We start from the raw sequence: 20,815 nt of genomic DNA, 5'->3' as shown, positions 1-20,815 counted from the left end.
CATGACCGGTGCCCGATCCCCCTTCCCGCGCGGGGCAGGGCAGGCTATGGCAGGCCCCATGTCCCAGAACCCGCCCGACCTGCGCCCCGATCTCGCCCCCCGTGCCCGTCTCACCGAACCTGCCCGCCCCGGACAGCCGACCATTGGCATGGTCTCGCTGGGCTGCCCCAAGGCTCTGGTGGACAGCGAACGCATCCTGACGCGGCTGCGGGCCGAGGGCTATGCCATCTCCTCCGACTACGCCGGCGCCGATGCCGTCGTAGTGAACACCTGCGGCTTTCTCGACAGCGCCAAGGCCGAAAGCCTGGATGCCATCGGCGAGGCGCTGGCGGAAAACGGCCGGGTGATCGTTACCGGCTGCCTGGGTTCCGAGCCTGCCTATATCACCGGCGCACATCCGACTGTCCTGGCGGTCACCGGCCCGCACCAATACGAACAGGTGCTCGATGCCGTCCATGCCGCCGTGCCGCCCGATCCGGACCCTTTCGTGGACCTGCTGCCCGCCAGCGGGGTCAGCCTGACGCCGCGCCACTACAGCTATCTCAAGATCTCCGAGGGCTGTAACCACAAGTGCAAGTTCTGCATCATCCCCGACATGCGCGGCAAACTGGCCAGCCGCCCGCACCGGGCGGTCCTGCGCGAGGCGGAAAAGCTGGTCGAAAACGGCGTGCGGGAACTGCTGGTCATCAGCCAGGACACCTCGGCCTATGGCACCGACTGGTCCCGCGAGGACCGGGCAGGCGCAGAGCAGCCCATCACCCGGCTGGCCCGCGATCTGGGGCAACTGGGCGCCTGGGTCCGGCTGCACTACGTCTATCCCTACCCGCATGTGCGCGAGCTGATCCCGCTCATGGCCGAGGGGTTGGTGCTGCCCTACCTGGACATTCCGTTCCAGCACGCCCACCCGGACACCCTGCGCCGCATGGCCCGGCCCGCCCATGCCGAACGCACCCTCGACCGCATCGCCGAATGGCGCAGCCTCTGCCCCGAGATCACCCTGCGGTCCACCTTCATCGTCGGCTATCCGGGCGAGACCGAGGACGAGTTCCAGCATCTGCTCGACTGGATGGACGAGGCGCAGCTCGATCGCGTCGGCTGCTTCAAATACGAAAACGTCGAAGGCGCCCGCAGCAACGCGCTGTCCGACCATGTGCCCGAGGCCGTCAAACAGGACCGCTGGGATCGGTTCATGGAAAAGGCCCAGGCCATTTCCGAGGCCAAGCTGGCGGCGAAAGTGGGCCGGACCATGGAGGTGATCGTCGACGACATCGACGAGGACGGCATCGCCACCTGCCGCACCAAGGCCGACGCGCCCGAGATCGACGGCAACCTTTTCATCGACGAAGGCACCGAGGGCCTGTCGGTGGGCGACATCGTCTTTGTCGAGGTGGACGAGGCGGGGGAGTATGATCTGTGGGGGTGCTTGGCGACACGCACATGATCGAAGGGCATTTGCCTGCGAACGCGGCCGATGGGGCCGGTTGCGCGTCCTTGTCGTACTGATACATCCCTCTAGGTTTAAAAAAATGACCAAGCTTCTCCACAATGACACCTGTCCGATCTGTTCGCGCGAGGTTGCGGGTTATGCGCGGCAGGCCGGGCGGGCCGGTGTGGCGCTGGAAATCGACGGTCTGGACGCCGCCCCCGACTGGGGGCTGGACCGGGACGCCGCCGCGCGGACATTCCGCGTCGAACAGGGCGGCCGGGTCCATGAAGGGCTGGATGCCTTTCGCCTGCTCTGGGCGCGGCTGCCCGGCTGGCGCTGGCTGGCCCGGTTGACAGGGCTGGCCGGGGTTCATTGGCTGGCCGACCGGGGCTATCGCCATGTTGTGGCCCCGGCGCTCTATGCGCTGCACCGCCGTCGCCAACGTCGCGCGGCTCAGTCCGGCGACAGGTAAACCCGCACCGCCTCTTGCACATGGCGGAACCGGTCTCCGCCCAGGTGCTTGCCGCCGAACCAGCGGGTGACGCAGACGAGGTGCCCCTCGATCCCTTCGCGCTCCAGCATCCGCAGGATGACCAGGCCCGCGCCCGCCTCGCCGTCGTCGTTCTTGAGCGCCCCCCCCGGCAGCAGCACGGCCCAGGTGTTATGCGTCGCCTTGGCGAACTTCTTTTTCCGGCACAGGGCCTTGATGAAGGCCTTGGCCTCTTCTGCCGAGGCGACAGGCCCGCCCGAGACCGCGTATTTCGACCCTCGGTCGCTGATGACATTCTCGATGATCCGCATGGGACGGACCAAGCACAGGCCTTGCCCCATATCAAGGCGGCATGTCGCAGCCCCCGGTCAGCCCCGGGGTGGTACACAGGCACGAGTGCCTGCCGATAACGACCCCTGGGCAGTTGGCATTACGGGCGCGTCTCCGTCGCCTGACGCCACGTCCCCTGTGACAGCCGCGGCTGGTGCGTTAAATTGAATCCATGACAGATCGTGCCACCACCCGCGCCGAGGTGATCGCCGACGCCACCCTGCATGTCCTGGGCATTGGCCTGGCCGTGACGGGCACCGTTCTGCTGCTGGTCTTTTCCGGCGGCCGTGTCGACGCCGGCACGCGGGCGGCACTGGCGGTGTACGGCGGGGCGCTGAGCGCCTCTTTCGTGATATCCGCCTGCTATCACCTGGCCCCCTGGGAGGCGCTGCGCGACACCCTGCGGCGCATCGACCAGGCCGCGATCTACGTCAAGATCGCGGGCACCTATACCCCGTTCGCGATCTTCATCGGCACGGGGTTTGCCCATGGTGTGCTGACGCTGGTTTGGGCGCTGGCCAGCATCGGCGCGGTGGTCAAGCTGGCCCTGCGCAAGCGGCTGGGCAAGTGGGCGGCGGTCATGTACCTGGTTCTGGGTTGGATGAGTCTGTTGCTGGCCTGGCCGTTGGTGCAATTGCTGCCCGTGGCGGCCTCGGTGCTGATCCTGGCGGGCGGGATCACCTATTCGGTCGGGGTGGGACTTTTCTACTGGGCCGATCTGCGCTTTGCCCACGCGATCTGGCATGGGCACGTGCTTGCGGCTTCGGCCTGTTTTTTCATTGCCGTTTCACTTGGGGCCTTCAGCCTGCCGGGCTAAAGGTTGGCGACAGCCGCGCGCACGGCCGCGCGCCGGTCCGCGTTCGCCGGGTGCGTGCCCAGAAAGCGGTCGCCCGGGTCGGGGATGCGAAAGAAGAAATCCGCCCCGCGCAGCGGGTTGAACCCGGCCCTGGCTGCAACAGTCGCTCCACGGCGGTCGGCCTCCAGCTCGAACTCCTTGGAATAGCTGCGCGCGGCCAATGCGGCGCCCAGATCCTGCGCCGCGGCGACGTTGCCGCCTGTCGCGCCGGCCAGGTGACCGAAGACCAGCGCCCCCAGAGTCGCGTTGCGCTGCTGGCGGGGGATATGGCCGGCGATGTGGTGCGCGGCCTCGTGGGCCATCACGAAGGCCAGTTCATCGCGGTTGCGGGCATCAGCGATCAGTGCGAGCGTGAACCCGATCACCGGGCGCCCGTCTTCGTCCAGCGTCTGAAAGGCATTGGCGGGCACCTCGGGACGATCGTCCACCACGATCAGGAAGTCGCAGTTGCGCCGCGGATCGATGCGGCGGCACTCGGCTTCGGCCACCGGTTCCACCTGGTCGACCACCTCGACGAAGGCGCGCTGGATCGCCCGCGGCGTGCGCAGGATGTCGAAGTCCTGCGGCGCGGGCGCGGCCACACCGTCCGGTCCGGGGCTTTGTGCGGGGGGCGTGGCAAGGGGCGGCATGGTGCAGCCCGCCAACAGCAGCCCCGCCACCAGAATCGCCCATCGTGCCCTCATTGCGCATTGCCTCCCGTCAGCCCGGCATCCCGTCTGCCCGCTGCGGCCCGATATAATACCCCCGGCGGGCTGCGCCAGACCCGCGCGCCTTGACATCGCGGCCATGGGCGAAAGACTGCCCCGGACGCCCCGCCCGGACAGGAGCCGCGCCCATGTTCACGATCGAGCACGATTTCGACGCCACCGTCGTCACCCTCGTCGATGAGGGCCGCACGTATTTGCAGGAGGACGTGACAATCAACGGCTTCGAGGAGTGCGTGACCGTGGAACAATGGGACGCGCGCCGCGACGCGGTGATGCGCGTGACGCTGTCGATGGCGCAATTGCGCGACCTTGCCATGGCGCTGGACCTGCCCGAGGGGGTCTATCGGCTCAAGCCCGAGGGGCGCGCCTCCGGCCGGGACGGATCAGCCTGACGGGCCCGGCGCCGTGCCCGCCAGCCGGTGGTAGAGATGCGTGAAGGTCGCCGCGCCGAGAATCGGAATGAAGAGGTTCATGATCGGCACGGTCAGCGGCAGCGCCATCAGGACCCCGGCCATCCAGATCTGCGGCAGGTTCTCCCGGCGCATGGCATCGGCGCCCGCGCGCCCCTCGCGGCGCATGGCGGCAACGGTGAAATACTCGCGGCCCAGCAGGAACCCGTTAAGCGCATAAAAGATGAAGGGCGCGGCAAAGGGCAGCATCATATAGCCGAAGATCGCCAGCAGATTGGCCCCGATCAGCACGCCCAGGAAACTGACGGTGTCGCGGAAGGCCTCCCAGAGGCTTTGCCGGCCCAGCGGCGGCAGGTGCGGGTAGTGGCGGTCCTCCACGGCCTGGGCCACGTCGTCGAGAAACATGGATGTGATGGCCGAGGCGACGGGAATCATCAGGAAGACCGACAGCACCAGCATGAAGAATGCACTGCCCCAAGTCATAAGGTCGCCGATCCAGGTGACCGGGCCGATGCCCGGGATCGCGACCGAGCCGGGGTCCAGAAGCGCGACCAGTTGCAGAAGGCCCGCGTATGCGGCCACGAGCAGCGCCAGGGTCAACCCGACGCCCCACCATAGCACCCTGCGGAACCGAGGATCGCCGATCTGGCCCAGAGCCTTCAGGAAGTCTGACAGGATCATTCGAGAAAGGTCACTTTCCGGCTCAGGTCCGGGCGGGGGCGTTCGGGCGGCGCAGTGGTCTCGGTGCCGATATGGATCAGGCCCGCGACCCGCTCGGTCGGGGTCAGGCCAAGATGGGTTTCCACGAAGGTCCGGTCATGCACCGGCCAGCCCGTCAGCCAGTTCGCCCCCCAGCCCGCGGCCAGGGCCGCGTTGAGCAGCGCCAGGCAGGCCGCGCCAGCCGAATAGGTCTGCTCGATTGCGGGGATCTTGTCGGACAACACCGGGCTTTCGATCACCGCGACCACGAGGTCGCCGTCTCGGAACTGTGCAAGGCCCTTTTCAAGCTGCTCTTCGGGCAGACCCTGAGCGGCATGGCGTTGCGGGATCACATCGGCCAGACGTTGCAGGACAGCCCGGTCGAGCACGACAAAGCGCCAGGGCTCCAGCTTGCCATGGTCGGGCGTGCGCGCGGCGGCGGTCAGAAGCTGGTCGAGCTCAAGCCGGTTGGGCACCGGGGTGGTCAGCGTCTTTGCGGGGCGTGACCGCCGCTTGAGCAGGAAATCGAGCGCAGCCTGGTTGCGGGGCGGCATGGGCGGTGTCCTCCGGGATCGATTGCCAACCAACCAGATAGGCTGTTTTGGCCGCCGGGGCCAGAGTCCAGCGCGCGACGGGCGGCCGCGTCAGCCTCCGCGGGGCATCACGCGCAGGAAATGGGTGTCGGAAGCTTCGGCTTGACCCGTCGGCATCGATCAAATAGCTATCCGCTGTCCCGAGCGGGTATGGTGAAATGGTATCACACGAGCCTTCCAAGCTCTTGGTGCGGGTTCGATTCCCGCTACCCGCTCCAGTTCCGCCCCGATGACCTTATTTCACGCGGCCTTGCTGCACGGGTCATGGTGGCTCGGACTTGTGCTTTGCAGGACCTGTCGCTAAGCCACCGGCGACGACGCGACGAACGGGTTCCCCATGGCACCGCCCCACAGCACAGAGGACGACCGCGCGAAATCTCGCCGGGTAGGGGCGCTGGCCGAGTTGTGGCCCTTCCTGCGCCCCTACCGCGCGATGATGACGGCGGCGATCGTAGCGCTTGTCTCGACGGCGTTTGTCGCGCTCACGCTGCCCCTCGCCGTGCGGCGCGTGGTCGACAATTTCGAAACCGCCGCCGGCCGGTTGCTGGATGACTATTTTGCCGCTGCGCTGCTGATCGCCGGGTTGCTGGCGCTGGGAACGGCGGTGCGCTACTACCTTGTCACGCGGCTTGGCGAGCGGGTGGTCGCCGACATCAGAACGGCCGTCTACGACCGCATGATCGCCATGTCGCCCGCCTTCTACGAGCGAATCATGACCGGCGAGGTGCTCAGCCGGATCACCACCGATACGACGCTGATCCTCAGCGTCATCAGTTCTTCGGTGTCCATTGCGCTGCGCAACCTGCTGATCTTTCTGGGCGGGTTGGTGCTGATGCTCTTTACCTCGGGCAAGCTGACCGGTCTGGTGCTGCTGGTGGTGCCGGCGGTGATCGTGCCCATCGTGCTTCTGGGCCGGCGCCTGCGCAGCCTGAGCCGCGAGAACCAGGACTGGATCGCGGCCTCGTCGGGCAATGCCTCGGAGGGGTTGCAGGCGGCCCAGACCGTACAGGCCTTCACCCACGAGGGCCTGAGCCGTGCCCGGTTCCACGATGTCACCGAGAAGAGCTTTGTCGCCGCGCGCCGCCGCATCGGGGTGCGGGCGCTGATGACGGCCATCGTGATCTTTCTGGTCTTCGCCGGGGTGGTGGGTGTCCTCTGGATTGGCGCGCGCGATGTGCGCGCCGACCAGATGTCGATCGGTGAACTGGTGCAATTCGTCATCTACTCGGTCATGGTGGCCGGGGCCGTTGGTGCCCTGACCGAGATCTGGGGCGAATTGCAGCGCGCCGCGGGCGCGACCGAGCGGCTGGTCGAATTGCTCCGGTCCGAGGATGCGGTGCAGGACCCGGCCGACCCCCTCCCGGCCCCCGAGGCACGCCGGGGCGAGATCGTCTTCGATGGGGTGACCTTCAGCTATCCCGCGCGCCCCGGGCAACGGGCGCTGAACGGCATAGACCTGACGGTGAACCCCGGCGAGACTGTGGCGCTGGTCGGCCCCTCGGGCGCGGGCAAGACGACGATCATCCAGCTTCTGCTGCGCTTTTATGACCCCGAAGGCGGGGCCGTGCGGCTGGACGGTGTGAACCTGCGCGACATGGCCCGGGCCGACTTCCGCCGCCATATCGCGCTGGTCCCGCAGGACCCGGTGATCTTTGCCGAGACCGCGCGCGAGAACATCCGCTTCGGCCGCCCCGAGGCCACCGATGCCGAGGTCGAAGCCGCCGCCCGTGCGGCCGCCGCCGACGACTTCCTGCAGGCCTTGCCGCAGGGTTACGACAGCTATGTCGGGGAACGCGGCGTGATGCTCTCGGGCGGGCAGAAACAGCGCATCGCCATCGCCCGCGCCATCCTGCGCGACGCGCCGGTGCTGCTGCTGGACGAGGCCACAAGCGCGCTGGACGCCGAAAGCGAACGCGCGGTGCAGCACGCCGTCGATACCCTGTCGCGGGACCGCACCACGCTGATCGTCGCCCACCGGCTCGCCACGGTGAAGAAGGCCGACCGCATCGTGGTTTTCGAGGCGGGCCGGATCGTCGCCCAGGGCACGCATGACGCACTGGTGGCCGAGGGCGGGCTTTACGCCCGGCTGGCGCGGTTGCAGTTCACCGAAGGCATGGCGGCCGAGTGATCCGCTCAGGTGGCCAGCAGCCAGAGCGCCACACCGATCAGCAGCAGGCCAAAGCCGAAATTCAGGGCCCTAGCGGACGTGTCCGTGCGGAACCAGCGCCCCAGCACGTCGCCCGCCAGCGTCCAGACCATGAACGCCACGAAATTGTTGAGCGTGAAGACCGAGGTGATGAGCAGCGTCGCGCCGGGGACATCGGCCGTCAGGGGCGCGAATTGCGTGAACATCAACACGATGATGACATAGGCCTTGGGGTTCAGCACAACCAGCAGCGCGCCGTCCCACAGGCTGGCCGGGCGGGGATCGCCCGCGCCTTCGAGGGCCCCGGCCCGCAAGAAGCGCAGCGCCAGCCAGCCGACATAGACGGCCCCGGCCAATTGCAGCGCCCGCGCCAGCGCCGGCGCAGCGGCCAGAGTGCCGATCAGCCCGAGGCCGATGGCCAGCGTAACCAGCCACGTCGCAAGGTGGTAGCCGAGAAAGGCTGGCAGGGTGGCCCGAACCCCGAAGCGCGCGCCGTTGGCCGCGAAGAACAGGTTGCCGGGTCCGGGGCTGTAGGCCAGCGGGAAGAGAAACAGCACAAGGGCAAGGGCAAGGGTGAGTTCGGTCATGGCACGTCTCCTGCGCCGGAAGATGCGCCGGCGGTTCGCCCCGAGTGACCCGGAACATGCGCATAGCGCGGGCGTGAATTTCGCCGCGTCACTCTTGCGTTGTCCACGCGGCGCAATCATCCTCTTTCGGAACGATCACCGGCCGGACAGGGGTTCGGCGGTCTTTCAGGGAGGAGACGACCATGAGCTTTGCCTCGATGGCCGATCGCGATGCGATTGAGCAGGAAATGCCGTGGGAAGAGCGCGACATGCCGGTGACGCTCTACCAGTTGCTGTCGCGCACCGAGGCCGCGCACGGCCGGCGCAACGCCTTGACCTTCCAGATGTTCTCGGACCCGAAGGCGCCGGCCGAGACGCTGACCTGGACCGGCCTCAAGGACCGGGTCAGCCAGGCGGCCAACATGTTTCGCGGGCTGGGCGTAGGCGAAGATGACGTCGTCGCCTTCCTGTTGCCCAACTGCACCGAGGCGGCGCTGACCTATCTGGGCGGTGCCGTGGCCGGGATCGTCAACCCGATCAACCCCCTGCTGGAGCCCGAGCAGATCGCCGCCATCCTGCGCGAAACCGACGCCAAGGTCCTGGTCACGCTCAGGGCCTTTCCCAAGACGGACGTGGCCCGGAAGGCCGCCGAGGCGGTGGCCCTGGCCCCCAACGTGGAAACCGTGCTCGAGGTCGACCTGCTGCGCTACATCACCGGGGTCAAGAAATTCATCGTCCCGCTGCTGCGTCCCAAGACCCCCGTCAATCACCAGGCGAAGGTCATCGACTTCAATGCCGAGCTGGACCGGCACGCCCCCGTTCTGGCCTTTGACGACAGCATGGGCGACCGGGTCGCCGCCTATTTCCACACCGGCGGCACCACCGGCATGCCCAAGGTCGCCCAGCACCGCTATTCGGGGATCATATACAACGCCTGGCTGGGCCAGCGGCTTTTGTTCACCGAGACGGATGTGCAGATGACGCCGCTGCCCATGTTCCATGTCTTCGCGACCATCGTGTCGCTGGGGGCCTCGCTGGGCTCGGGGGCGCATATCGTCTTTCCCACCCCGCAGGGCTATCGCGGGGACGGGGTCTTCGACAACCTGTGGAAGCTGATCGAACGCTACAACGCGACATTCCTGATCGGGGTGCCCACGGCCCTGTCAGCCATGATGCAGCGCAAGGTGGATGCTGACATTTCTTCGCTGCGACTGGTCTTCTGCGGTTCGTCCCCCCTGCCGCTGGAGCTTTACCGCCGCTTCGAAGAGGCCGCCGACGTGACTATCTGCGAGGGCTACGGGCTGACCGAGGCCACCTGCCTGGTCTCGATCAACCCGCCCGACGGGGAAAAGCGCGTCGGCTCCATCGGCCTGCCGTTTCCCCATTCGGACGTGCGCATTCTCAATCACACCTCGGACGGGCCGGCCGAGGCGCGCGTCAACCAGATCGGCGAGATCTGCGTCGACAGCCCCGGGGTCTTCGAGGGCAAGACCTATACCCAGACCGAGAAGAACAACGGTTTGTTCCATCACGACCGCTACCTGCGCACCGGCGATCTGGGCCGGATCGACGAGGACGGCTATCTCTGGATCACGGGCCGCGCCAAGGACCTGATCATTCGCGGCGGTCACAACATCGACCCCGCCGAGATCGAGGAGGCGCTGGCAGGCCACGCGGCCGTGGCCTTTGCCGCCGCCATCGGCCAGCCCGATGCCCACGCGGGCGAGCTGCCCTGCGCCTACGTCGAACTGGTCGACGGTGCAAAGGTCTCCGAGGACGAACTGATGCTGTTCGCCAATGACCGCATCCATGAACGCGCGGCGCATATCAAGTATCTTGAAATCCTTCCCGAACTGCCCAAGACGGCCGTGGGCAAGACGCTCAAGAACGAGCTGCGCAAGCTGGCCATCGCCCGGGTCTACGGCGCGGCGCTGGCCTCTGCCGAGGTCGCGGCCGAGGTGGACCGCGTGGACGAGGACAGCAAACTCGGCCTGGTCTGCTACCTACGCAAGACCGGCACCGTAACCGATGCGGACGCCCAGAAGGCGTTGGGCACCTACACCCGGCCCTGGGCTTGGGCGGGGTAGGGCGCGAAACCGACGGACCATCGGGCACGTAGCGCCTGTAACGGGGCAGGGCCCTCTCTGTCGACTGCCAATGATCGGTGAACAGTAGCCCTGATCGCGGGGCATCTGGTGCTGCTGGAGAGAATCGAACTCTCGACCTCTCCCTTACCAAGGGAGTGCTCTACCTCTGAGCTACAGCAGCGCCGTGCGCGGCGGGATTAGACCTAAACCCGCCGCCGTGCAAGCCCTCTCTGGACGGTTTTTGCGCGGCACTGTAGAGGGGGTGCCATGAGCGGAAAAACCGACCCCAAGTCACCCCGAAAGCCCGATCAGGACCGCGACGCGCGGCTCAAGGCGGCCCTGAAGGCCAACCTGCAACGCCGCAAGCGGCAGGCGCGGGGGCGGGCCGCATCGGATGACGGGTCGGACACGGGCAAGGCCCAGGACAAAGAGTAGGCAGACATGGACTCCATCATCATTCGCGGCGGCGCGCCCCTGTCGGGCGAGATCGAGATCGCCGGGGCCAAGAACGCGGCGCTGGCGCTGATGCCCGCGGCGCTGCTCAGCGAGGAGCCGCTGACGCTGACCAACACGCCGCGGCTGTCGGACATCAAGACGATGACGACCCTGCTGCAGTCGCTGGGGACCGAGGTGTCGGCGCTTCAGGACGGGCGCGTGCAGGCCATGGCCTGCCACGGCGAGATCAACCACGTCGCCGACTACGACATCGTGCGCAAGATGCGGGCCTCGAACCTTGTCCTAGGCCCGCTGCTGGCGCGCGCGGGGCGCGCGATTGTCTCCCTGCCTGGGGGATGTGCCATCGGCGCGCGGCCCATGGATATCCATATCCACGGGCTCGAGGCGCTGGGCGCCGAGATCGAGCTGAAGGACGGCTATCTGCACGCCAGCGCGCCGCGTGGTCTGGCGGGCGCGCCGGTGGATTTCCCCTTTGCCTCGGTCGGGGCCACGGAAAACGTGATGATGGCCGCCACCCTTGCCAAGGGCACCACGGTCATGACGAACACCGCGCGCGAGCCCGAGATCGTCGATCTGGCCACCTGCCTACGCAAGATGGGCGCGCGGATCAGCGGCGACGGCACCTCTGAGATCACCATCGAGGGGGTCGACCGTCTGCATGGTGCGACCCATCCGGTCGTGACCGACCGGATCGAGCTGGGCACCTACATGCTGGCCCCGGTGATCGCGGGGGGCGAGGTGACCTGCCTGGGCGGCAGCCTGGGCCTGGTCGGCGCCTTCGCGGAAAAGCTGGAAGAGGCAGACGTGCATGTGCAGGAGACGGCCAAGGGTCTGCACGTGGCGCGCCGCAACGGCCGCCCCCGGGCGGTGGATGTGACCACCGCGCCCTTCCCGGGCTTTCCCACGGACCTGCAGGCGCAGATGATGGCCATGCTCTGCTTTGCCGAGGGCACCTCGGTCCTGGAGGAGCGCATCTTCGAGAACCGCTTCATGCATGCGCCGGAATTGATGCGCATGGGCGCTGAGATCGAGGTGCAGGGCGGCACGGCGACGGTGCAGGGCGTGCCGGCACTGAAGGGCGCGCCGGTCATGGCGACCGACCTGCGCGCCAGCGTCTCGTTGATCCTGGCCGGGCTTGCCGCCGAGGGCGAGACCCAGGTCAACCGCGTCTACCACCTGGACCGTGGCTACGAGGCGGTCGAGGACAAGCTGGGCCGGGTCGGCGCGGATATCGAGCGGGTGCCGGGGCGATGAGCGAGGATGCGAGATTCGAGGACGGGGCCGAGCGTCCACTGCGCCTGCGGGCGCTGGATACTGATGACCTTGCGGTGATCTCGGGACTGGTCCAGGACGCCGTCTTTCCGGGCAGCGAGATGCGCTGGGAAAGTGGCGCGCGGCGTTTCGGGCTGTTGCTCAACCGGTTCCGCTGGGAGGATGCGCCGCGGGCCGAGGCCCGGGGCCGCCCCTATGAGCGGGTGCAATCGGTGCTGGCCTTCGAGGATGTGCTCTCGGTGCAGAGCCAGGGCGTGGCCCCGGGGGACAGCGAGACGGTCCTGTCGCTTCTCTCCGTGCAGTTCGAGCCGGGCCCGGACGGGACGGGGCAGGTGCTGCTGACGCTGGCCGGCGATGGCGCGATCCGTCTGCAGGTCGAGGCGCTGGAGGCCGTGCTGCGTGATGTGACCCGGCCCTATGCGGCGCCGTCCGGGGCGCGTCCGACCCACCCCGAGGGGTAGCATTGCCGAATTGAGCGCTTGCGCGCGCTGTTCAGTCCGACATCGGGACCGCGCCGCCCTGTTTCGCGCGGCGTGCAGGTGGGGCCGGTGCCGGGGGCGCTGCCCCCGTCCGCGCGGGGCGCGGACTCCCCCGCGGTATTTTCGACCCAAAGAAGCCGGGTGCCGCATTGCGGCTTGGGTGCGGGATTTGTATGGGAACGGGCAAAGGAGAAAGCCCATGCCCGTTTTCCTGTCGACAGAGGATGCCGATTTCGAGACCGGCTTTGCCGCGCTTCTGGGGATGAAGCGCGAGGACAGCCCCGAGGTGGACCAGGCGGTCGGTGAGATCATCGCCGATCTGCGCGCCCGCGGCGATGCGTCGCTGCTGGAGCTTACGGCGCGGTTCGACCGGCTGGACCTCGCGGCGGACGAGCTGCGGATGTCGGAGGCAGAGATCGCACGGCATGCCGCCGCCGTTCCCGAAGACCAGCGGGCCGCGCTGGAGCAGGCGGCCGCGCGCATCCGAGCCTATCACGAACGCCAGGTGCCCGAGGATGCCTGGTGGGAGGACGCAGCGGGGGCGGGTCTGGGCTGGCGCTGGACGCCGGTTTCGGCGGCGGGGCTCTATGTGCCGGGCGGCTTGGCCAGCTACCCGTCATCGGTGCTTATGAATGCGATCCCGGCCAAGGTGGCGGGGGTCGGACGTCTGGCCATGGCGGTGCCCACGCCCGATGGCGTGGTCAACCCGCTGGTCATGCTGGCCGCCCGCCTGGCCGGGGTGGACGAGATCTACCGGATGGGCGGCGCGCAGGCCGTGGCGGCGCTGGCCTATGGCACCGAGACCGTTGCCCCTGTGGACAAGATCACCGGACCGGGAAATGCCTTTGTCGCGGCGGCCAAGCGGCGGGTTTTCGGCAAGGTTGGGATCGACATGATCGCGGGACCATCGGAAATCCTTGTGATTGCCGATGGCGACAACGATCCCGACTGGATCGCGCTGGACCTGCTCAGCCAGGCCGAGCATGACGAGAGCGCCCAGTCGATCCTGATCACCACGGATGCGGCGTTTGGCCAGGCCGTGGCGCGCGCCGTCGAGGCCCGGTTGGGAACGCTGGAACGGCGCGCCATCGCCGGGGCCAGCTGGCGCGATTTCGGCGCCGTGGTGGTGGTGCGCGACCTGGACGAGGCGGTTGCGCTGTCGGACCGGATCGCCCCCGAACACCTGGAGCTTTGCGTGGCCGATGCCGAGGCGCTCTCGCGCCGGATCACCCATGCCGGGGCGATCTTCATCGGGGGCTGGACGCCGGAAGCGATTGGCGATTACGTAGGCGGGCCGAACCATGTCCTGCCGACGGCGCGGTCGGCGCGGTTTTCCTCGGGATTGTCCGTGATGGATTTCGTCAAACGCACCACGCTCGCGCGCATGACGCCGGCGGCCCTCGGCCGGATCGGGCCGGCGGCCGAGACACTGGCCCAGGCTGAGAGCCTGGAGGCGCACGGCCTGTCGGTGCGGGCCCGGCTGGACAAGCTGAACGACGAGGGTGGCGCATGAGCCGGATCGTCGATATCCAACTGGACGACAGCGGCTTGCCGCCGCCCACGCCCGAGATCGAGCAGGAACGCAAGGTCGCCATGTTCGACCTGATGGAGGAGAACGCCTTTGCCCTGCCCGAGCGCGAGGGGCGTGAGGTCCCGCAGGGGCCGTTCAAGCTGGCGCTGTCGATTCGCGACCGGCGGCTAGTCTTCTCGGTGGCCACCCGGGACGACACGCAAGTGGCGGAATTCCAGCTGTCGCTGGGGCCCTTCCGGCAGGTGGTGAAGGACTATTTCCAGATCTGCGAAAGCTACTTCAACGCCGTCAAGAACGCGACTCCGGGCCAGATCGAGACCATCGACATGGCCCGTCGTGGCATCCACAACGAAGGCGCGCGGGTGCTGCAGGAACGGCTGGAGGGCAAGGTGATCGTGGACAATGACACCGCCCGGCGGCTCTTTACCCTGATCTGCGTGCTGCATTTCGGGGCCTGACGGATGGATGCAGCAGCCCCACAGGCCCTTCCGCAATCGGTGCTGTTCTGCTGCGATCACAACTCGGTCCGCTCGCCCATGGCCGAGGGCATCATGAAAAAGTTCTATGGCACCGATACCTATGTGCAGTCCGCCGGGGTCAAGGGCGAACTGGAGGTCGACGGCTTTGCCATCGCCGTTTGCCAGGAAATCGGCGTGGAACTGTCGCGCCATCGGACCCGCTCCTTTGACCAGATGCAGGAATGGGGCGACGATCTGTCCTCCTTCGACCTGATCGTGGCGCTGTCCCCGGCCAGCCAGCGCCGGGCGCTGGACCTGACCCGGCATGTTCACCTGGAAATCGACTACTGGCCGATCCTGGACCCCACCGGACTGGGCGAGAGCCGCGAGGCGAAGCTTGGCAGTTACCGACAGGCCCGCGACCAGATCGTGGCGCAGCTGACCGCCCGCTGGGGGCCGGAGCGCGAGGCATGAGCGGGATCGAGGTGCGCCCCCTGACGGGTGCCGATCTGGAAAACGCGCTGGAGGACGTGGCGCGGTTGCGCATGACGGTCTTTCGCGACTGGCCATATTTCTACGACGGCTCTCTCGATTATGAGCACCGCTATCTGCAAAATTATCGTGACAGCGCGGGGGCGATCCTGGTGGGCGCCTTCGATGGTGCGCGCCTGGTCGGCGCGGCCACCGGCACGCCAATGGAAGACCATGCCGAGGATTTCGCCCGAGCCTTCGACGGACAGGGGCTTGCCCTTGAGGAGATCTTCTACTGTGCGGAATCGGTGCTTTTGCCCGCCTATCGCGGGCGGGGGGTCGGCCATGCCTTCTTTGACGCGCGCGAGGCGCATGCGCGCCGCCTCGGCCGGAGATATAGCGCCTTCTGTGGCGTGATCCGCCCGGACGATCACCCCCAAAGGCCTGCCGCATACCGCCCCCTGGATGCGTTCTGGCGCAAGCGGGGCTACGCGCCGCTGCCCGGCGTGATCGCCCGTTTCGGCTGGACCGACATCGGCGACACGGCCCAGAGCACCAAGCCGCTGCAATTCTGGATGCGTACCCTATGAGGATCGCGGCGGTGGCCTATCAGGTCGAGCGTCTTTCGGGCTGGCCTGCGTTGGAAGCGAAATGGACAAGGATCTTCCAGGCGGCGCAGGCCGATCTGATCGTCCTGCCCGAATATGCCGCGATGGAGGCGGCCTTGATCGCCGCCCCTGCGACGTTGGAGCCGAGGCAATGGTGCGACTTGGCTGCCGAGCGGGCCGGGACCTGGTGCAACCGCGCGGCGGCCTTCGCCCGGCGTCATGCCTGTCATGTGCTGGCCGGCACGGGCCCGGTCGCCACCGGGCGGGGTATGGTCAATCGCGCCTGGCTGGTTGGGCCGGATGGCGCGATGGCGCATCAGGACAAGCTGATCCTGACCCCCTACGAGCGCGACACCCTTGGCGTGACCGCCGGAGAGGATTTGCAGCTTTTCGACACCGCGCTGGGCCAGATCGGACTCCTGACCTGCTATGATTGTGAATTCCCGATCCTGGCGCGCAGGTTGGCCGAGGCCGGCGCCGACATGATCCTGGTGCCCGCCTGCACGGACACACCCGCCGGCCAGACCCGGGTTCGCCAGTCGGCCCGGGCTCGCGCCATCGAGAACCAGTGCCTCGTGGTGCAGGCCCCCTTGGTGGGCCAGGTCGCGGGCTGCGATGTCATCGACGAAAGTACCGGCAGGGCGGGCCTGTTCTGTCCTCCCGATCACGGGTTGCCGCCCGACGGAGTCCTCGCTCAGGGCGCCACGGACCGCCCGGGCGCGGTGGTTGCTGACCTTGACCCCGATGCGATCACGGCGCCGCGCCAGACCGGCCAGGTGGGCAATTTTGCCCACTGGGACGAGCAGCAAAGACACGATCGCAGCGTCGAATCCGTGGCCTTGTCCTGATTGGCCCTTGAAATATGGGCGTTAAGCGATCATCTAGCAGCGTCCGCGATTGTGCGGGATCAACAACGGAGTGAACATGGCCAAGGAAGAACTGCTCGAATTTCCCGGTGTCGTGAAGGAACTCCTGCCGAACGCGACATTCCTGGTCGAGCTGGAAAACGGCCATACGATCATCGCGCATACGGCAGGCAAGATGCGCAAGAATCGCATCCGTGTTCTGGCTGGCGACAAGGTGCAGGTCGAGATGACACCCTACGACCTGACCAAGGGCCGGATCAATTACCGGTTTAAATAGCGCGAAGCCAATGGCTTCGCGACAGTGCGGGTAGACGTTTTGCGCAGCAAGATGTGGCCGGCACCGGTCTGCAATCCCGGGCGCTGAAATGACCGACACCCCCAAACTCATCCTCGGTTCGGGCAGCCCGCGCAGGCTGGAGCTTCTGGCCCAGCTGGGCTTGACCCCCGATGCGGTGCGCGCCCCCGACATCGACGAATCCCCGGCACAGGGCGAGAAGCCCCGCGACTACGTGCGCCGCATGGCCCGTCAAAAGGCCGAGGCCAGCACTTGCGCCGCCGGTGAGGTCGTGCTCTGCGCCGATACCACCGTCTGCATGGGCCGCCGCATCCTGGGCAAACCGGCCGATGCGGGCGAGGCGGCGGCGTTTCTGTACGCCCTGTCCGGTCGGCGCCACAGGGTGATCACCGCCGTCGCCGTGCGCGCGGGCGAGGCGATCAGCCTCAAGGACGTGGTCACGCAGGTCAGGATGAAGCCGCTCTCGGACATCGAGATCAACGGCTACCTCGCCACGGGCGACTGGCAGGGCAAGGCGGGTGGCTATGCCATCCAGGGCCCCGCCGGGGCCTTCGTGCCTTGGATCGCGGGATCTTACAGCGCGGTGATGGGCCTGCCTGTCGTCGAGACCGCGAACCTGCTACGGGCGGCCGGCATCGAGGTCTGGTCATGAAGGGGCGGCAGATTGTCCTCGACCGGCTGGGGGGCCGCGAGGCGGCAGCGCTGCTGGTCGATGGCAAGCTCGACGATCTGCTGTTCGACGATCCCGATCAATTGCGCCCCGGTGCGATCTTCCGCGCTATCTGCGACCGTCCGCTGAAAGGGCAGGGCGGCATGGTCCTGCGCCTGCCAGATGGCGACAGTGCCTTCCTGCGCCATGCCAAGGGGTTTGCGCCCGGTCAGCCGCTTCTGGTGCAGGTGACGGGCTTTCCCGACGAGGGCAAGGCGGTGCCGGTGACGTCGAAGATCCTGTTCAAGAGCCGCCACGTCATCGTCACCCCCGGCGCGCCGGGCCGCAATGTCTCGCGCCAGATCAAGGACGAGGATGAACGCGAACGCCTGCTGGAGATCTCTCACGAGGTCGACCTTCCCGAGGGCGCCGGGCTGATCCTGCGCTCCTCCTGCGCGGGGGCGGAGGCGGAGGCGATCGCCGGCGACATCGGGGACATGGCTGCCCTGGCCGTCGCCGTGATGGGCGATGCCGAAGGGCGCGACCCCGAAGCCCTGGTCGAGGGCGATGGCCCCCATGCGCTGGCCTGGCGCGACTGGGTGGGCCCGGCCGAGGTCGTGACCGATCCGGGTGGCTTCGTCCGCACAGGCGTGCTGGAGCAGATCGAGGCGCTGACCACGGGCCGGGTGGCCCTTGCCGGCGGCGCTTTCATGTATGTCGAGCCGACCCGCGCGCTGGTGGCGGTGGACGTGAACACAGGCGGCGAAACCTCGCCGGCCGCGGGCCTCAAGGCCAACCTCGCTGCCGCCCGGGCACTGCCCCGGGCGCTGCGCCTGCGCGGCCTCGGCGGGCAGGTGGTTGTGGATTGCGCCCCGATGACCAAGGCGCACCGCAAGCAGATCGACAGCGCCCTGCGCGCGGCTTTCCGGGCCGACCCGCTGGAGACGGCGCTCGTGGGGTGGACGCCGCTGGGCCACATCGAACTGCAGCGCAAGCGCGAACGCTTGCCGGTCCTGCCGCGACTTGGCAGTCTTCTGGCATGACCTGCCCGATCTGCGCCAAGCCCACGGCCCCCGATTACCGCCCCTTCTGCAGCCGTCGCTGCGCCGACCTGGACCTGGCCCGATGGCTGGGAGGCAGCTATGCCGTGCCCTCGCAGGACCCCGAAGAGACCCTTGAAGCGCTTGAGGAAATCGAACGCCTCGGGTCCGACGACACCCCCCGCCCACATTGAGGTAAAATGGGTCTGGACACCCCCCGGACCATCCCCTAGAACGCGCCCACCCGAACGCAGCGCGTTCACCCGTGCCCGGGTAGCTCAGGGGTAGAGCAGTGGATTGAAAATCCTCGTGTCGGTGGTTCGATTCCGCCCCCGGGCACCACTTTTGCTAAGAAAAACAAATACTTAAGCATCGCACATTTTTACGATATGTGTTGCACACTCATCGCACAGTTTTTTCATGCGTTGGCGCGGGTGATTTGCTGTGTTGAACACAGTGTTTGCGGTTGCTGTGTTGAATACAGTGTTTGGACACAGTTGTTGTGACATAGTGTTTAACCATAGCTGCGTGAAACAGGTGATTTGCACAACTTGCAGTCAAAGATTTATGTGGTTTGCTGCCCCAGCTTGGTCAGTTGGCAGTCACTTGTTCCCACTGCGCATGACACGGCTATAGATGTTCAAAGCGCGAGCAGGACCATCACCGCCATCACTATCATGGCAATGATCTGGAAAAAGTAGAAGGCGAAGCGAACCAATATGACCCGGTCTGTCTGCGTGAGTGTGATGTGAACCAAGCTTTGAATGACCCTTGCCGCTAGAACAGTGATCGCCAGAGTATTCACAAGGGCATTGTCCAAGCCAACATGGTCTATGGCAAAAACGATTGCGCCGAACACAGGAAGGTTTTCAATGCAGTTCATGTGGGCCCGCATTGCGCGAGGGTAGATGCCCGTTCCCACATCTGGATCAGCGGTCCAATGGCTGATCCGTGTGCGACCAGATAAAATGCGGCTCCAGCGGTAAATCCCGACCGTGCCGAACAGGATCAACAGTGTCCAAAGGGCAAAGCCCAACAGCGTTAAAACGGGAATAGTCATGTTGTGTAGCCTTTGTTTTGGTCAGGTCCTGGTTTTTGAGATTCCTTCGAGACTGATCGCGTGTTTGTCAAGCTGATAGCGGCGTGTTGCAATCGCGTCAGACGTCGCTTTTCAGGCTGACAGCGCCAACACAAAACCGAACTGTGCGATGACGCTTGGGGAAACACAGTATGGTCGCACTCAGCCCAAACACCCACACGCTGCTGGACGGCGAAGTGAAGGTGTACAAGCGCGGCAATAGCAAGCGCTGGCAGGCCACGTTCAAGATTGACCAGCACTGGGTGAGGATCAGCACGGGCAAGACGGTGTTGGAGGAAGCCAAGACTGTGGCCCGTGACCAGTATCTTGAATACAAGTTCCGCGCCAAGCACGAGCTGCCTGTTGTGACCAAACGCTTTGAGGATGTGGCCAAGCTGGCGATTGCGGATATGCAGCGGCAGCTGGACGCGGAGGCTGGGCGCAAGGTCTACAAAGATTACATCAAGGCACTGAGCCTCTATTTCATCCCCTTCTTTGGCAAGAGGTACTGTACCCTAAGGTCTGGAAATTCGCTCGAGTTGGGGGCCATGAGCCCCTGCTGGGGCGCACCCCAGCAGGGGCTGCCCATTCTGGTATTCCATGGAGTTGTAAACCAACCATGGAGAAGAGCGAATGGACAGACGAAAGGATACGGCGGTTGAGGCGGTCTTGGAACAGCTGATTGAACAAGGGCCTGGCGACATTGCCGGGGTGTTCGCCCGCGCGTTCGAGCTGGCGATGCAGATCGAGCGCGAGCGCTTTCTCGGGGCTGGGCATTACGAGCGCACGCCCGAGCGCCGGGGCTATGCCAACGGCACCAAGCCCAAGAGGATCGACACGCCTGCGGGCACCGTGAACGTTCAGGTGCCCAAGACGGCCGGGCACGAGGGGGAGCCATTTTACCCGCAATCGCTGGAGCGCGGCCGGCGCTCGGTGAGGGCCGTCATGCTGGCGGTCGCCGAGATGTATGTGAAGGGCGTGTCGACCCGCGATGCCGAGGCTGTCATGCGCGAGTTCGGCATCGAGAGCCTGTCATCCTCCCAGGTCAGCCGCGCCGCCAAGCTGCTGGATGAGGAGTTGGCGGCCTGGCGCGACCGCCCTCTCGGCGAGATCAAGTACCTCATCCTCGACGCCCGGTACGAAAAGATGCGCCATGGCGGCATTGTGCGCGACGTCGCCGTTCTCTCCGCTATCGGTATCGGCCCGGATGAGCGCCGCCGGGTGCTGGGCGTGTCGGTAGCCCTGTCGGAGGCCGAGGTCCACTGGCGGGCGTTCCTCGAAAGCCTCGTCGCCCGCGGACTG

At 66.6% G+C, this 20,815-nt stretch carries 26 protein-coding genes and 3 tRNA genes; 22 read left to right on the top strand and 7 right to left on the bottom strand.

Features of this window, described 5'->3' with window-relative positions:
- Window positions 1-58 precede the first annotated feature (58 nt).
- Together rimO and ACH107_RS07860 are read left to right on the top strand one after the other, a co-directional pair.
- A complete protein-coding gene (rimO, locus tag ACH107_RS07865; protein ID WP_412505352.1) occupies window positions 59-1,441 on the top strand; it encodes a 30S ribosomal protein S12 methylthiotransferase RimO in 1,383 nt (460 codons plus the stop codon).
- An 85-nt stretch (window positions 1,442-1,526) separates the two neighbouring features.
- On the top strand, window positions 1,527-1,898 hold the full coding sequence (locus tag ACH107_RS07860; RefSeq protein WP_412505351.1) for a thiol-disulfide oxidoreductase DCC family protein: 372 nt from the start codon (window positions 1,527-1,529) through the stop codon (window positions 1,896-1,898).
- Here ACH107_RS07860 and ACH107_RS07855 read toward each other — a convergent pair.
- A complete protein-coding gene (locus ACH107_RS07855; RefSeq protein ID WP_310690413.1) occupies window positions 1,880-2,227 on the bottom strand; it encodes a YigZ family protein in 348 nt (115 codons plus the stop codon). The genes ACH107_RS07860 and ACH107_RS07855 overlap by 19 nt on opposite strands.
- Before the next feature lie 191 nt (window positions 2,228-2,418).
- On the opposite strand from ACH107_RS07855, the gene trhA reads away from it, so the two are divergent.
- Window positions 2,419-3,063, top strand: coding sequence for a PAQR family membrane homeostasis protein TrhA (gene trhA / locus ACH107_RS07850; protein ID WP_412505350.1), 645 nt, complete (start codon window positions 2,419-2,421; stop codon window positions 3,061-3,063).
- Here trhA and ACH107_RS07845 read toward each other — a convergent pair.
- Window positions 3,060-3,785 carry a M48 family metallopeptidase gene (locus ACH107_RS07845; RefSeq protein WP_412505349.1) on the bottom strand — a complete coding sequence of 242 codons (726 nt, stop codon included), beginning with the start codon at window positions 3,783-3,785 and terminating at the stop codon, window positions 3,060-3,062. The two genes, trhA and ACH107_RS07845, sit on opposite strands and share 4 nt — an antisense overlap.
- 152 nt (window positions 3,786-3,937) lie before the next feature.
- On the opposite strand from ACH107_RS07845, the gene ACH107_RS07840 reads away from it, so the two are divergent.
- Window positions 3,938-4,201 carry a hypothetical protein gene (locus ACH107_RS07840; protein ID WP_412505348.1) on the top strand — a complete coding sequence of 88 codons (264 nt, stop codon included), beginning with the start codon at window positions 3,938-3,940 and terminating at the stop codon, window positions 4,199-4,201.
- On the opposite strand, the gene ACH107_RS07835 is transcribed toward ACH107_RS07840, so the two are convergent.
- Window positions 4,193-4,900, bottom strand: a complete 708-nt coding sequence (locus ACH107_RS07835; RefSeq protein ID WP_310690409.1) for an EI24 domain-containing protein — start codon at window positions 4,898-4,900, stop codon at window positions 4,193-4,195. The genes ACH107_RS07840 and ACH107_RS07835 overlap by 9 nt on opposite strands.
- Window positions 4,897-5,472: a nitroreductase family protein gene (locus ACH107_RS07830; RefSeq protein ID WP_310690408.1), complete on the bottom strand. Its 576-nt coding sequence runs from the start codon at window positions 5,470-5,472 to the stop codon at window positions 4,897-4,899. The genes ACH107_RS07835 and ACH107_RS07830 overlap by 4 nt, the downstream gene beginning before the upstream one ends.
- A 183-nt stretch (window positions 5,473-5,655) precedes the next feature.
- Between ACH107_RS07830 and ACH107_RS07825 the strand changes: the two genes are divergently transcribed.
- Together ACH107_RS07825 and ACH107_RS07820 are read left to right on the top strand one after the other, a co-directional pair.
- Window positions 5,656-5,729: transfer RNA gene (locus ACH107_RS07825), tRNA-Gly, on the top strand.
- 119 nt (window positions 5,730-5,848) lie between these two features.
- Window positions 5,849-7,639: an ABC transporter transmembrane domain-containing protein gene (locus ACH107_RS07820; RefSeq protein WP_310690407.1), complete on the top strand. Its 1,791-nt coding sequence runs from the start codon at window positions 5,849-5,851 to the stop codon at window positions 7,637-7,639.
- 5 nt (window positions 7,640-7,644) lie between these two features.
- On the opposite strand, the gene ACH107_RS07815 is transcribed toward ACH107_RS07820, so the two are convergent.
- Window positions 7,645-8,244, bottom strand: a complete 600-nt coding sequence (locus ACH107_RS07815) for a LysE family translocator (protein WP_412505347.1) — start codon at window positions 8,242-8,244, stop codon at window positions 7,645-7,647.
- A 182-nt stretch (window positions 8,245-8,426) separates the two neighbouring features.
- Between ACH107_RS07815 and ACH107_RS07810 the strand changes: the two genes are divergently transcribed.
- Window positions 8,427-10,310, top strand: a complete 1,884-nt coding sequence (locus ACH107_RS07810; RefSeq protein WP_412505346.1) for an acyl-CoA synthetase — start codon at window positions 8,427-8,429, stop codon at window positions 10,308-10,310.
- Window positions 10,311-10,416: 106 nt separating this feature from the next.
- Here ACH107_RS07810 and ACH107_RS07805 read toward each other — a convergent pair.
- Window positions 10,417-10,491 (bottom strand) — tRNA-Thr (locus ACH107_RS07805).
- A gap of 86 nt (window positions 10,492-10,577) precedes the next feature.
- Between ACH107_RS07805 and ACH107_RS07800 the strand changes: the two genes are divergently transcribed.
- The 13 genes from ACH107_RS07800 to ACH107_RS07740 all read left to right on the top strand — a co-directional run bounded on the left by ACH107_RS07800 (window position 10,578) and on the right by ACH107_RS07740 (window position 18,777).
- Window positions 10,578-10,745 (top strand): hypothetical protein, encoded by a 168-nt coding sequence (locus tag ACH107_RS07800; protein WP_310690404.1) that lies wholly within the window; start codon window positions 10,578-10,580, stop codon window positions 10,743-10,745.
- Between the two features lie 6 nt (window positions 10,746-10,751).
- Entirely contained in the window at window positions 10,752-12,020 is a 1,269-nt protein-coding gene (gene murA / locus ACH107_RS07795; protein ID WP_412505345.1) for a UDP-N-acetylglucosamine 1-carboxyvinyltransferase, read from the top strand.
- Window positions 12,017-12,499: a DUF2948 family protein gene (locus ACH107_RS07790; RefSeq protein ID WP_412505344.1), complete on the top strand. Its 483-nt coding sequence runs from the start codon at window positions 12,017-12,019 to the stop codon at window positions 12,497-12,499. The genes murA and ACH107_RS07790 overlap by 4 nt, the downstream gene beginning before the upstream one ends.
- Before the next feature lie 217 nt (window positions 12,500-12,716).
- Window positions 12,717-14,030, top strand: coding sequence for a histidinol dehydrogenase (gene hisD, locus ACH107_RS07785; protein ID WP_412505343.1), 1,314 nt, complete (start codon window positions 12,717-12,719; stop codon window positions 14,028-14,030).
- Complete coding sequence (locus ACH107_RS07780; RefSeq protein WP_310690400.1) at window positions 14,027-14,506, top strand: UPF0262 family protein; 480 nt, start codon at window positions 14,027-14,029, stop codon at window positions 14,504-14,506. Before hisD ends, ACH107_RS07780 begins: the two co-directional genes overlap by 4 nt.
- 3 nt (window positions 14,507-14,509) lie before the next feature.
- A complete protein-coding gene (locus ACH107_RS07775) occupies window positions 14,510-14,980 on the top strand; it encodes a low molecular weight phosphatase family protein (protein ID WP_310690399.1) in 471 nt (156 codons plus the stop codon).
- The gene (locus tag ACH107_RS07770) at window positions 14,977-15,567 is read left to right on the top strand and encodes an N-acetyltransferase family protein (protein ID WP_412505342.1); all 591 of its coding nucleotides are present in this window, start codon (window positions 14,977-14,979) and stop codon (window positions 15,565-15,567) included. The genes ACH107_RS07775 and ACH107_RS07770 overlap by 4 nt, the downstream gene beginning before the upstream one ends.
- Window positions 15,564-16,433, top strand: coding sequence for a carbon-nitrogen hydrolase family protein (locus ACH107_RS07765; RefSeq protein ID WP_310690397.1), 870 nt, complete (start codon window positions 15,564-15,566; stop codon window positions 16,431-16,433). The genes ACH107_RS07770 and ACH107_RS07765 overlap by 4 nt, the downstream gene beginning before the upstream one ends.
- A gap of 76 nt (window positions 16,434-16,509) precedes the next feature.
- Window positions 16,510-16,728, top strand: coding sequence for a translation initiation factor IF-1 (infA, locus tag ACH107_RS07760; protein ID WP_008186030.1), 219 nt, complete (start codon window positions 16,510-16,512; stop codon window positions 16,726-16,728).
- 88 nt (window positions 16,729-16,816) lie between these two features.
- Complete coding sequence (locus ACH107_RS07755) at window positions 16,817-17,398, top strand: Maf family protein (RefSeq protein ID WP_310690396.1); 582 nt, start codon at window positions 16,817-16,819, stop codon at window positions 17,396-17,398.
- Window positions 17,395-18,438 carry a ribonuclease E/G gene (locus tag ACH107_RS07750; protein ID WP_412505341.1) on the top strand — a complete coding sequence of 348 codons (1,044 nt, stop codon included), beginning with the start codon at window positions 17,395-17,397 and terminating at the stop codon, window positions 18,436-18,438. The genes ACH107_RS07755 and ACH107_RS07750 overlap by 4 nt, the downstream gene beginning before the upstream one ends.
- Window positions 18,435-18,629 carry a DNA gyrase inhibitor YacG gene (locus tag ACH107_RS07745; protein WP_310690394.1) on the top strand — a complete coding sequence of 65 codons (195 nt, stop codon included), beginning with the start codon at window positions 18,435-18,437 and terminating at the stop codon, window positions 18,627-18,629. The genes ACH107_RS07750 and ACH107_RS07745 overlap by 4 nt, the downstream gene beginning before the upstream one ends.
- A 73-nt stretch (window positions 18,630-18,702) precedes the next feature.
- Window positions 18,703-18,777: transfer RNA gene (locus ACH107_RS07740), tRNA-Phe, on the top strand.
- 298 nt (window positions 18,778-19,075) lie between these two features.
- On the opposite strand, the gene ACH107_RS07735 is transcribed toward ACH107_RS07740, so the two are convergent.
- Window positions 19,076-19,495 (bottom strand): MAPEG family protein, encoded by a 420-nt coding sequence (locus ACH107_RS07735; RefSeq protein ID WP_109388983.1) that lies wholly within the window; start codon window positions 19,493-19,495, stop codon window positions 19,076-19,078.
- Window positions 19,496-19,665: 170 nt separating this feature from the next.
- Here ACH107_RS07735 and ACH107_RS07730 point away from each other — a divergent pair, with 170 nt between their 5' ends.
- Complete coding sequence (locus ACH107_RS07730) at window positions 19,666-20,175, top strand: hypothetical protein (protein WP_412505339.1); 510 nt, start codon at window positions 19,666-19,668, stop codon at window positions 20,173-20,175.
- A partial coding sequence (locus ACH107_RS07725; protein ID WP_412505338.1) for a transposase occupies window positions 20,147-20,815 on the top strand: 669 nt, incomplete at its 3' end. The genes ACH107_RS07730 and ACH107_RS07725, both read left to right, overlap by 29 nt.

The sequence above is a fragment of the Roseovarius halophilus (ex Wu et al. 2025) genome, from assembly GCF_047086965.1.
The sequence above is the reverse complement of the archived record's forward strand: the minus strand, read 5'-3'. Positions and strand labels throughout refer to the sequence as shown.

What these genes read in the sequence shown, in the direction of transcription:
- ACH107_RS07780 (WP_310690400.1), top strand. Translation starts at nt 14,027, where the DNA reads ATGAGCCGGATCGTCGATATCCAACTGGACGACAGCGGCTTGCCGCCG.
- ACH107_RS07835 (WP_310690409.1), bottom strand. Translation starts at nt 4,900, where the DNA reads ATGATCCTGTCAGACTTCCTGAAGGCTCTGGGCCAGATCGGCGATCCT.
- rimO (WP_412505352.1), top strand. Translation starts at nt 59, where the DNA reads ATGTCCCAGAACCCGCCCGACCTGCGCCCCGATCTCGCCCCCCGTGCC.
- ACH107_RS07755 (WP_310690396.1), top strand. Translation starts at nt 16,817, where the DNA reads ATGACCGACACCCCCAAACTCATCCTCGGTTCGGGCAGCCCGCGCAGG.
- ACH107_RS07800 (WP_310690404.1), top strand. Translation starts at nt 10,578, where the DNA reads ATGAGCGGAAAAACCGACCCCAAGTCACCCCGAAAGCCCGATCAGGAC.
- ACH107_RS07745 (WP_310690394.1), top strand. Translation starts at nt 18,435, where the DNA reads ATGACCTGCCCGATCTGCGCCAAGCCCACGGCCCCCGATTACCGCCCC.
- ACH107_RS07820 (WP_310690407.1), top strand. Translation starts at nt 5,849, where the DNA reads ATGGCACCGCCCCACAGCACAGAGGACGACCGCGCGAAATCTCGCCGG.
- ACH107_RS07735 (WP_109388983.1), bottom strand. Translation starts at nt 19,495, where the DNA reads ATGACTATTCCCGTTTTAACGCTGTTGGGCTTTGCCCTTTGGACACTG.
- ACH107_RS07770 (WP_412505342.1), top strand. Translation starts at nt 14,977, where the DNA reads ATGAGCGGGATCGAGGTGCGCCCCCTGACGGGTGCCGATCTGGAAAAC.
- hisD (WP_412505343.1), top strand. Translation starts at nt 12,717, where the DNA reads ATGCCCGTTTTCCTGTCGACAGAGGATGCCGATTTCGAGACCGGCTTT.
- ACH107_RS07775 (WP_310690399.1), top strand. Translation starts at nt 14,510, where the DNA reads ATGGATGCAGCAGCCCCACAGGCCCTTCCGCAATCGGTGCTGTTCTGC.
- murA (WP_412505345.1), top strand. Translation starts at nt 10,752, where the DNA reads ATGGACTCCATCATCATTCGCGGCGGCGCGCCCCTGTCGGGCGAGATC.
- ACH107_RS07840 (WP_412505348.1), top strand. Translation starts at nt 3,938, where the DNA reads ATGTTCACGATCGAGCACGATTTCGACGCCACCGTCGTCACCCTCGTC.
- ACH107_RS07830 (WP_310690408.1), bottom strand. Translation starts at nt 5,472, where the DNA reads ATGCCGCCCCGCAACCAGGCTGCGCTCGATTTCCTGCTCAAGCGGCGG.
- ACH107_RS07750 (WP_412505341.1), top strand. Translation starts at nt 17,395, where the DNA reads ATGAAGGGGCGGCAGATTGTCCTCGACCGGCTGGGGGGCCGCGAGGCG.
- ACH107_RS07845 (WP_412505349.1), bottom strand. Translation starts at nt 3,785, where the DNA reads ATGAGGGCACGATGGGCGATTCTGGTGGCGGGGCTGCTGTTGGCGGGC.
- infA (WP_008186030.1), top strand. Translation starts at nt 16,510, where the DNA reads ATGGCCAAGGAAGAACTGCTCGAATTTCCCGGTGTCGTGAAGGAACTC.
- ACH107_RS07810 (WP_412505346.1), top strand. Translation starts at nt 8,427, where the DNA reads ATGAGCTTTGCCTCGATGGCCGATCGCGATGCGATTGAGCAGGAAATG.
- ACH107_RS07860 (WP_412505351.1), top strand. Translation starts at nt 1,527, where the DNA reads ATGACCAAGCTTCTCCACAATGACACCTGTCCGATCTGTTCGCGCGAG.
- ACH107_RS07815 (WP_412505347.1), bottom strand. Translation starts at nt 8,244, where the DNA reads ATGACCGAACTCACCCTTGCCCTTGCCCTTGTGCTGTTTCTCTTCCCG.
- ACH107_RS07855 (WP_310690413.1), bottom strand. Translation starts at nt 2,227, where the DNA reads ATGCGGATCATCGAGAATGTCATCAGCGACCGAGGGTCGAAATACGCG.
- ACH107_RS07790 (WP_412505344.1), top strand. Translation starts at nt 12,017, where the DNA reads ATGAGCGAGGATGCGAGATTCGAGGACGGGGCCGAGCGTCCACTGCGC.
- ACH107_RS07730 (WP_412505339.1), top strand. Translation starts at nt 19,666, where the DNA reads ATGGTCGCACTCAGCCCAAACACCCACACGCTGCTGGACGGCGAAGTG.
- trhA (WP_412505350.1), top strand. Translation starts at nt 2,419, where the DNA reads ATGACAGATCGTGCCACCACCCGCGCCGAGGTGATCGCCGACGCCACC.
- ACH107_RS07765 (WP_310690397.1), top strand. Translation starts at nt 15,564, where the DNA reads ATGAGGATCGCGGCGGTGGCCTATCAGGTCGAGCGTCTTTCGGGCTGG.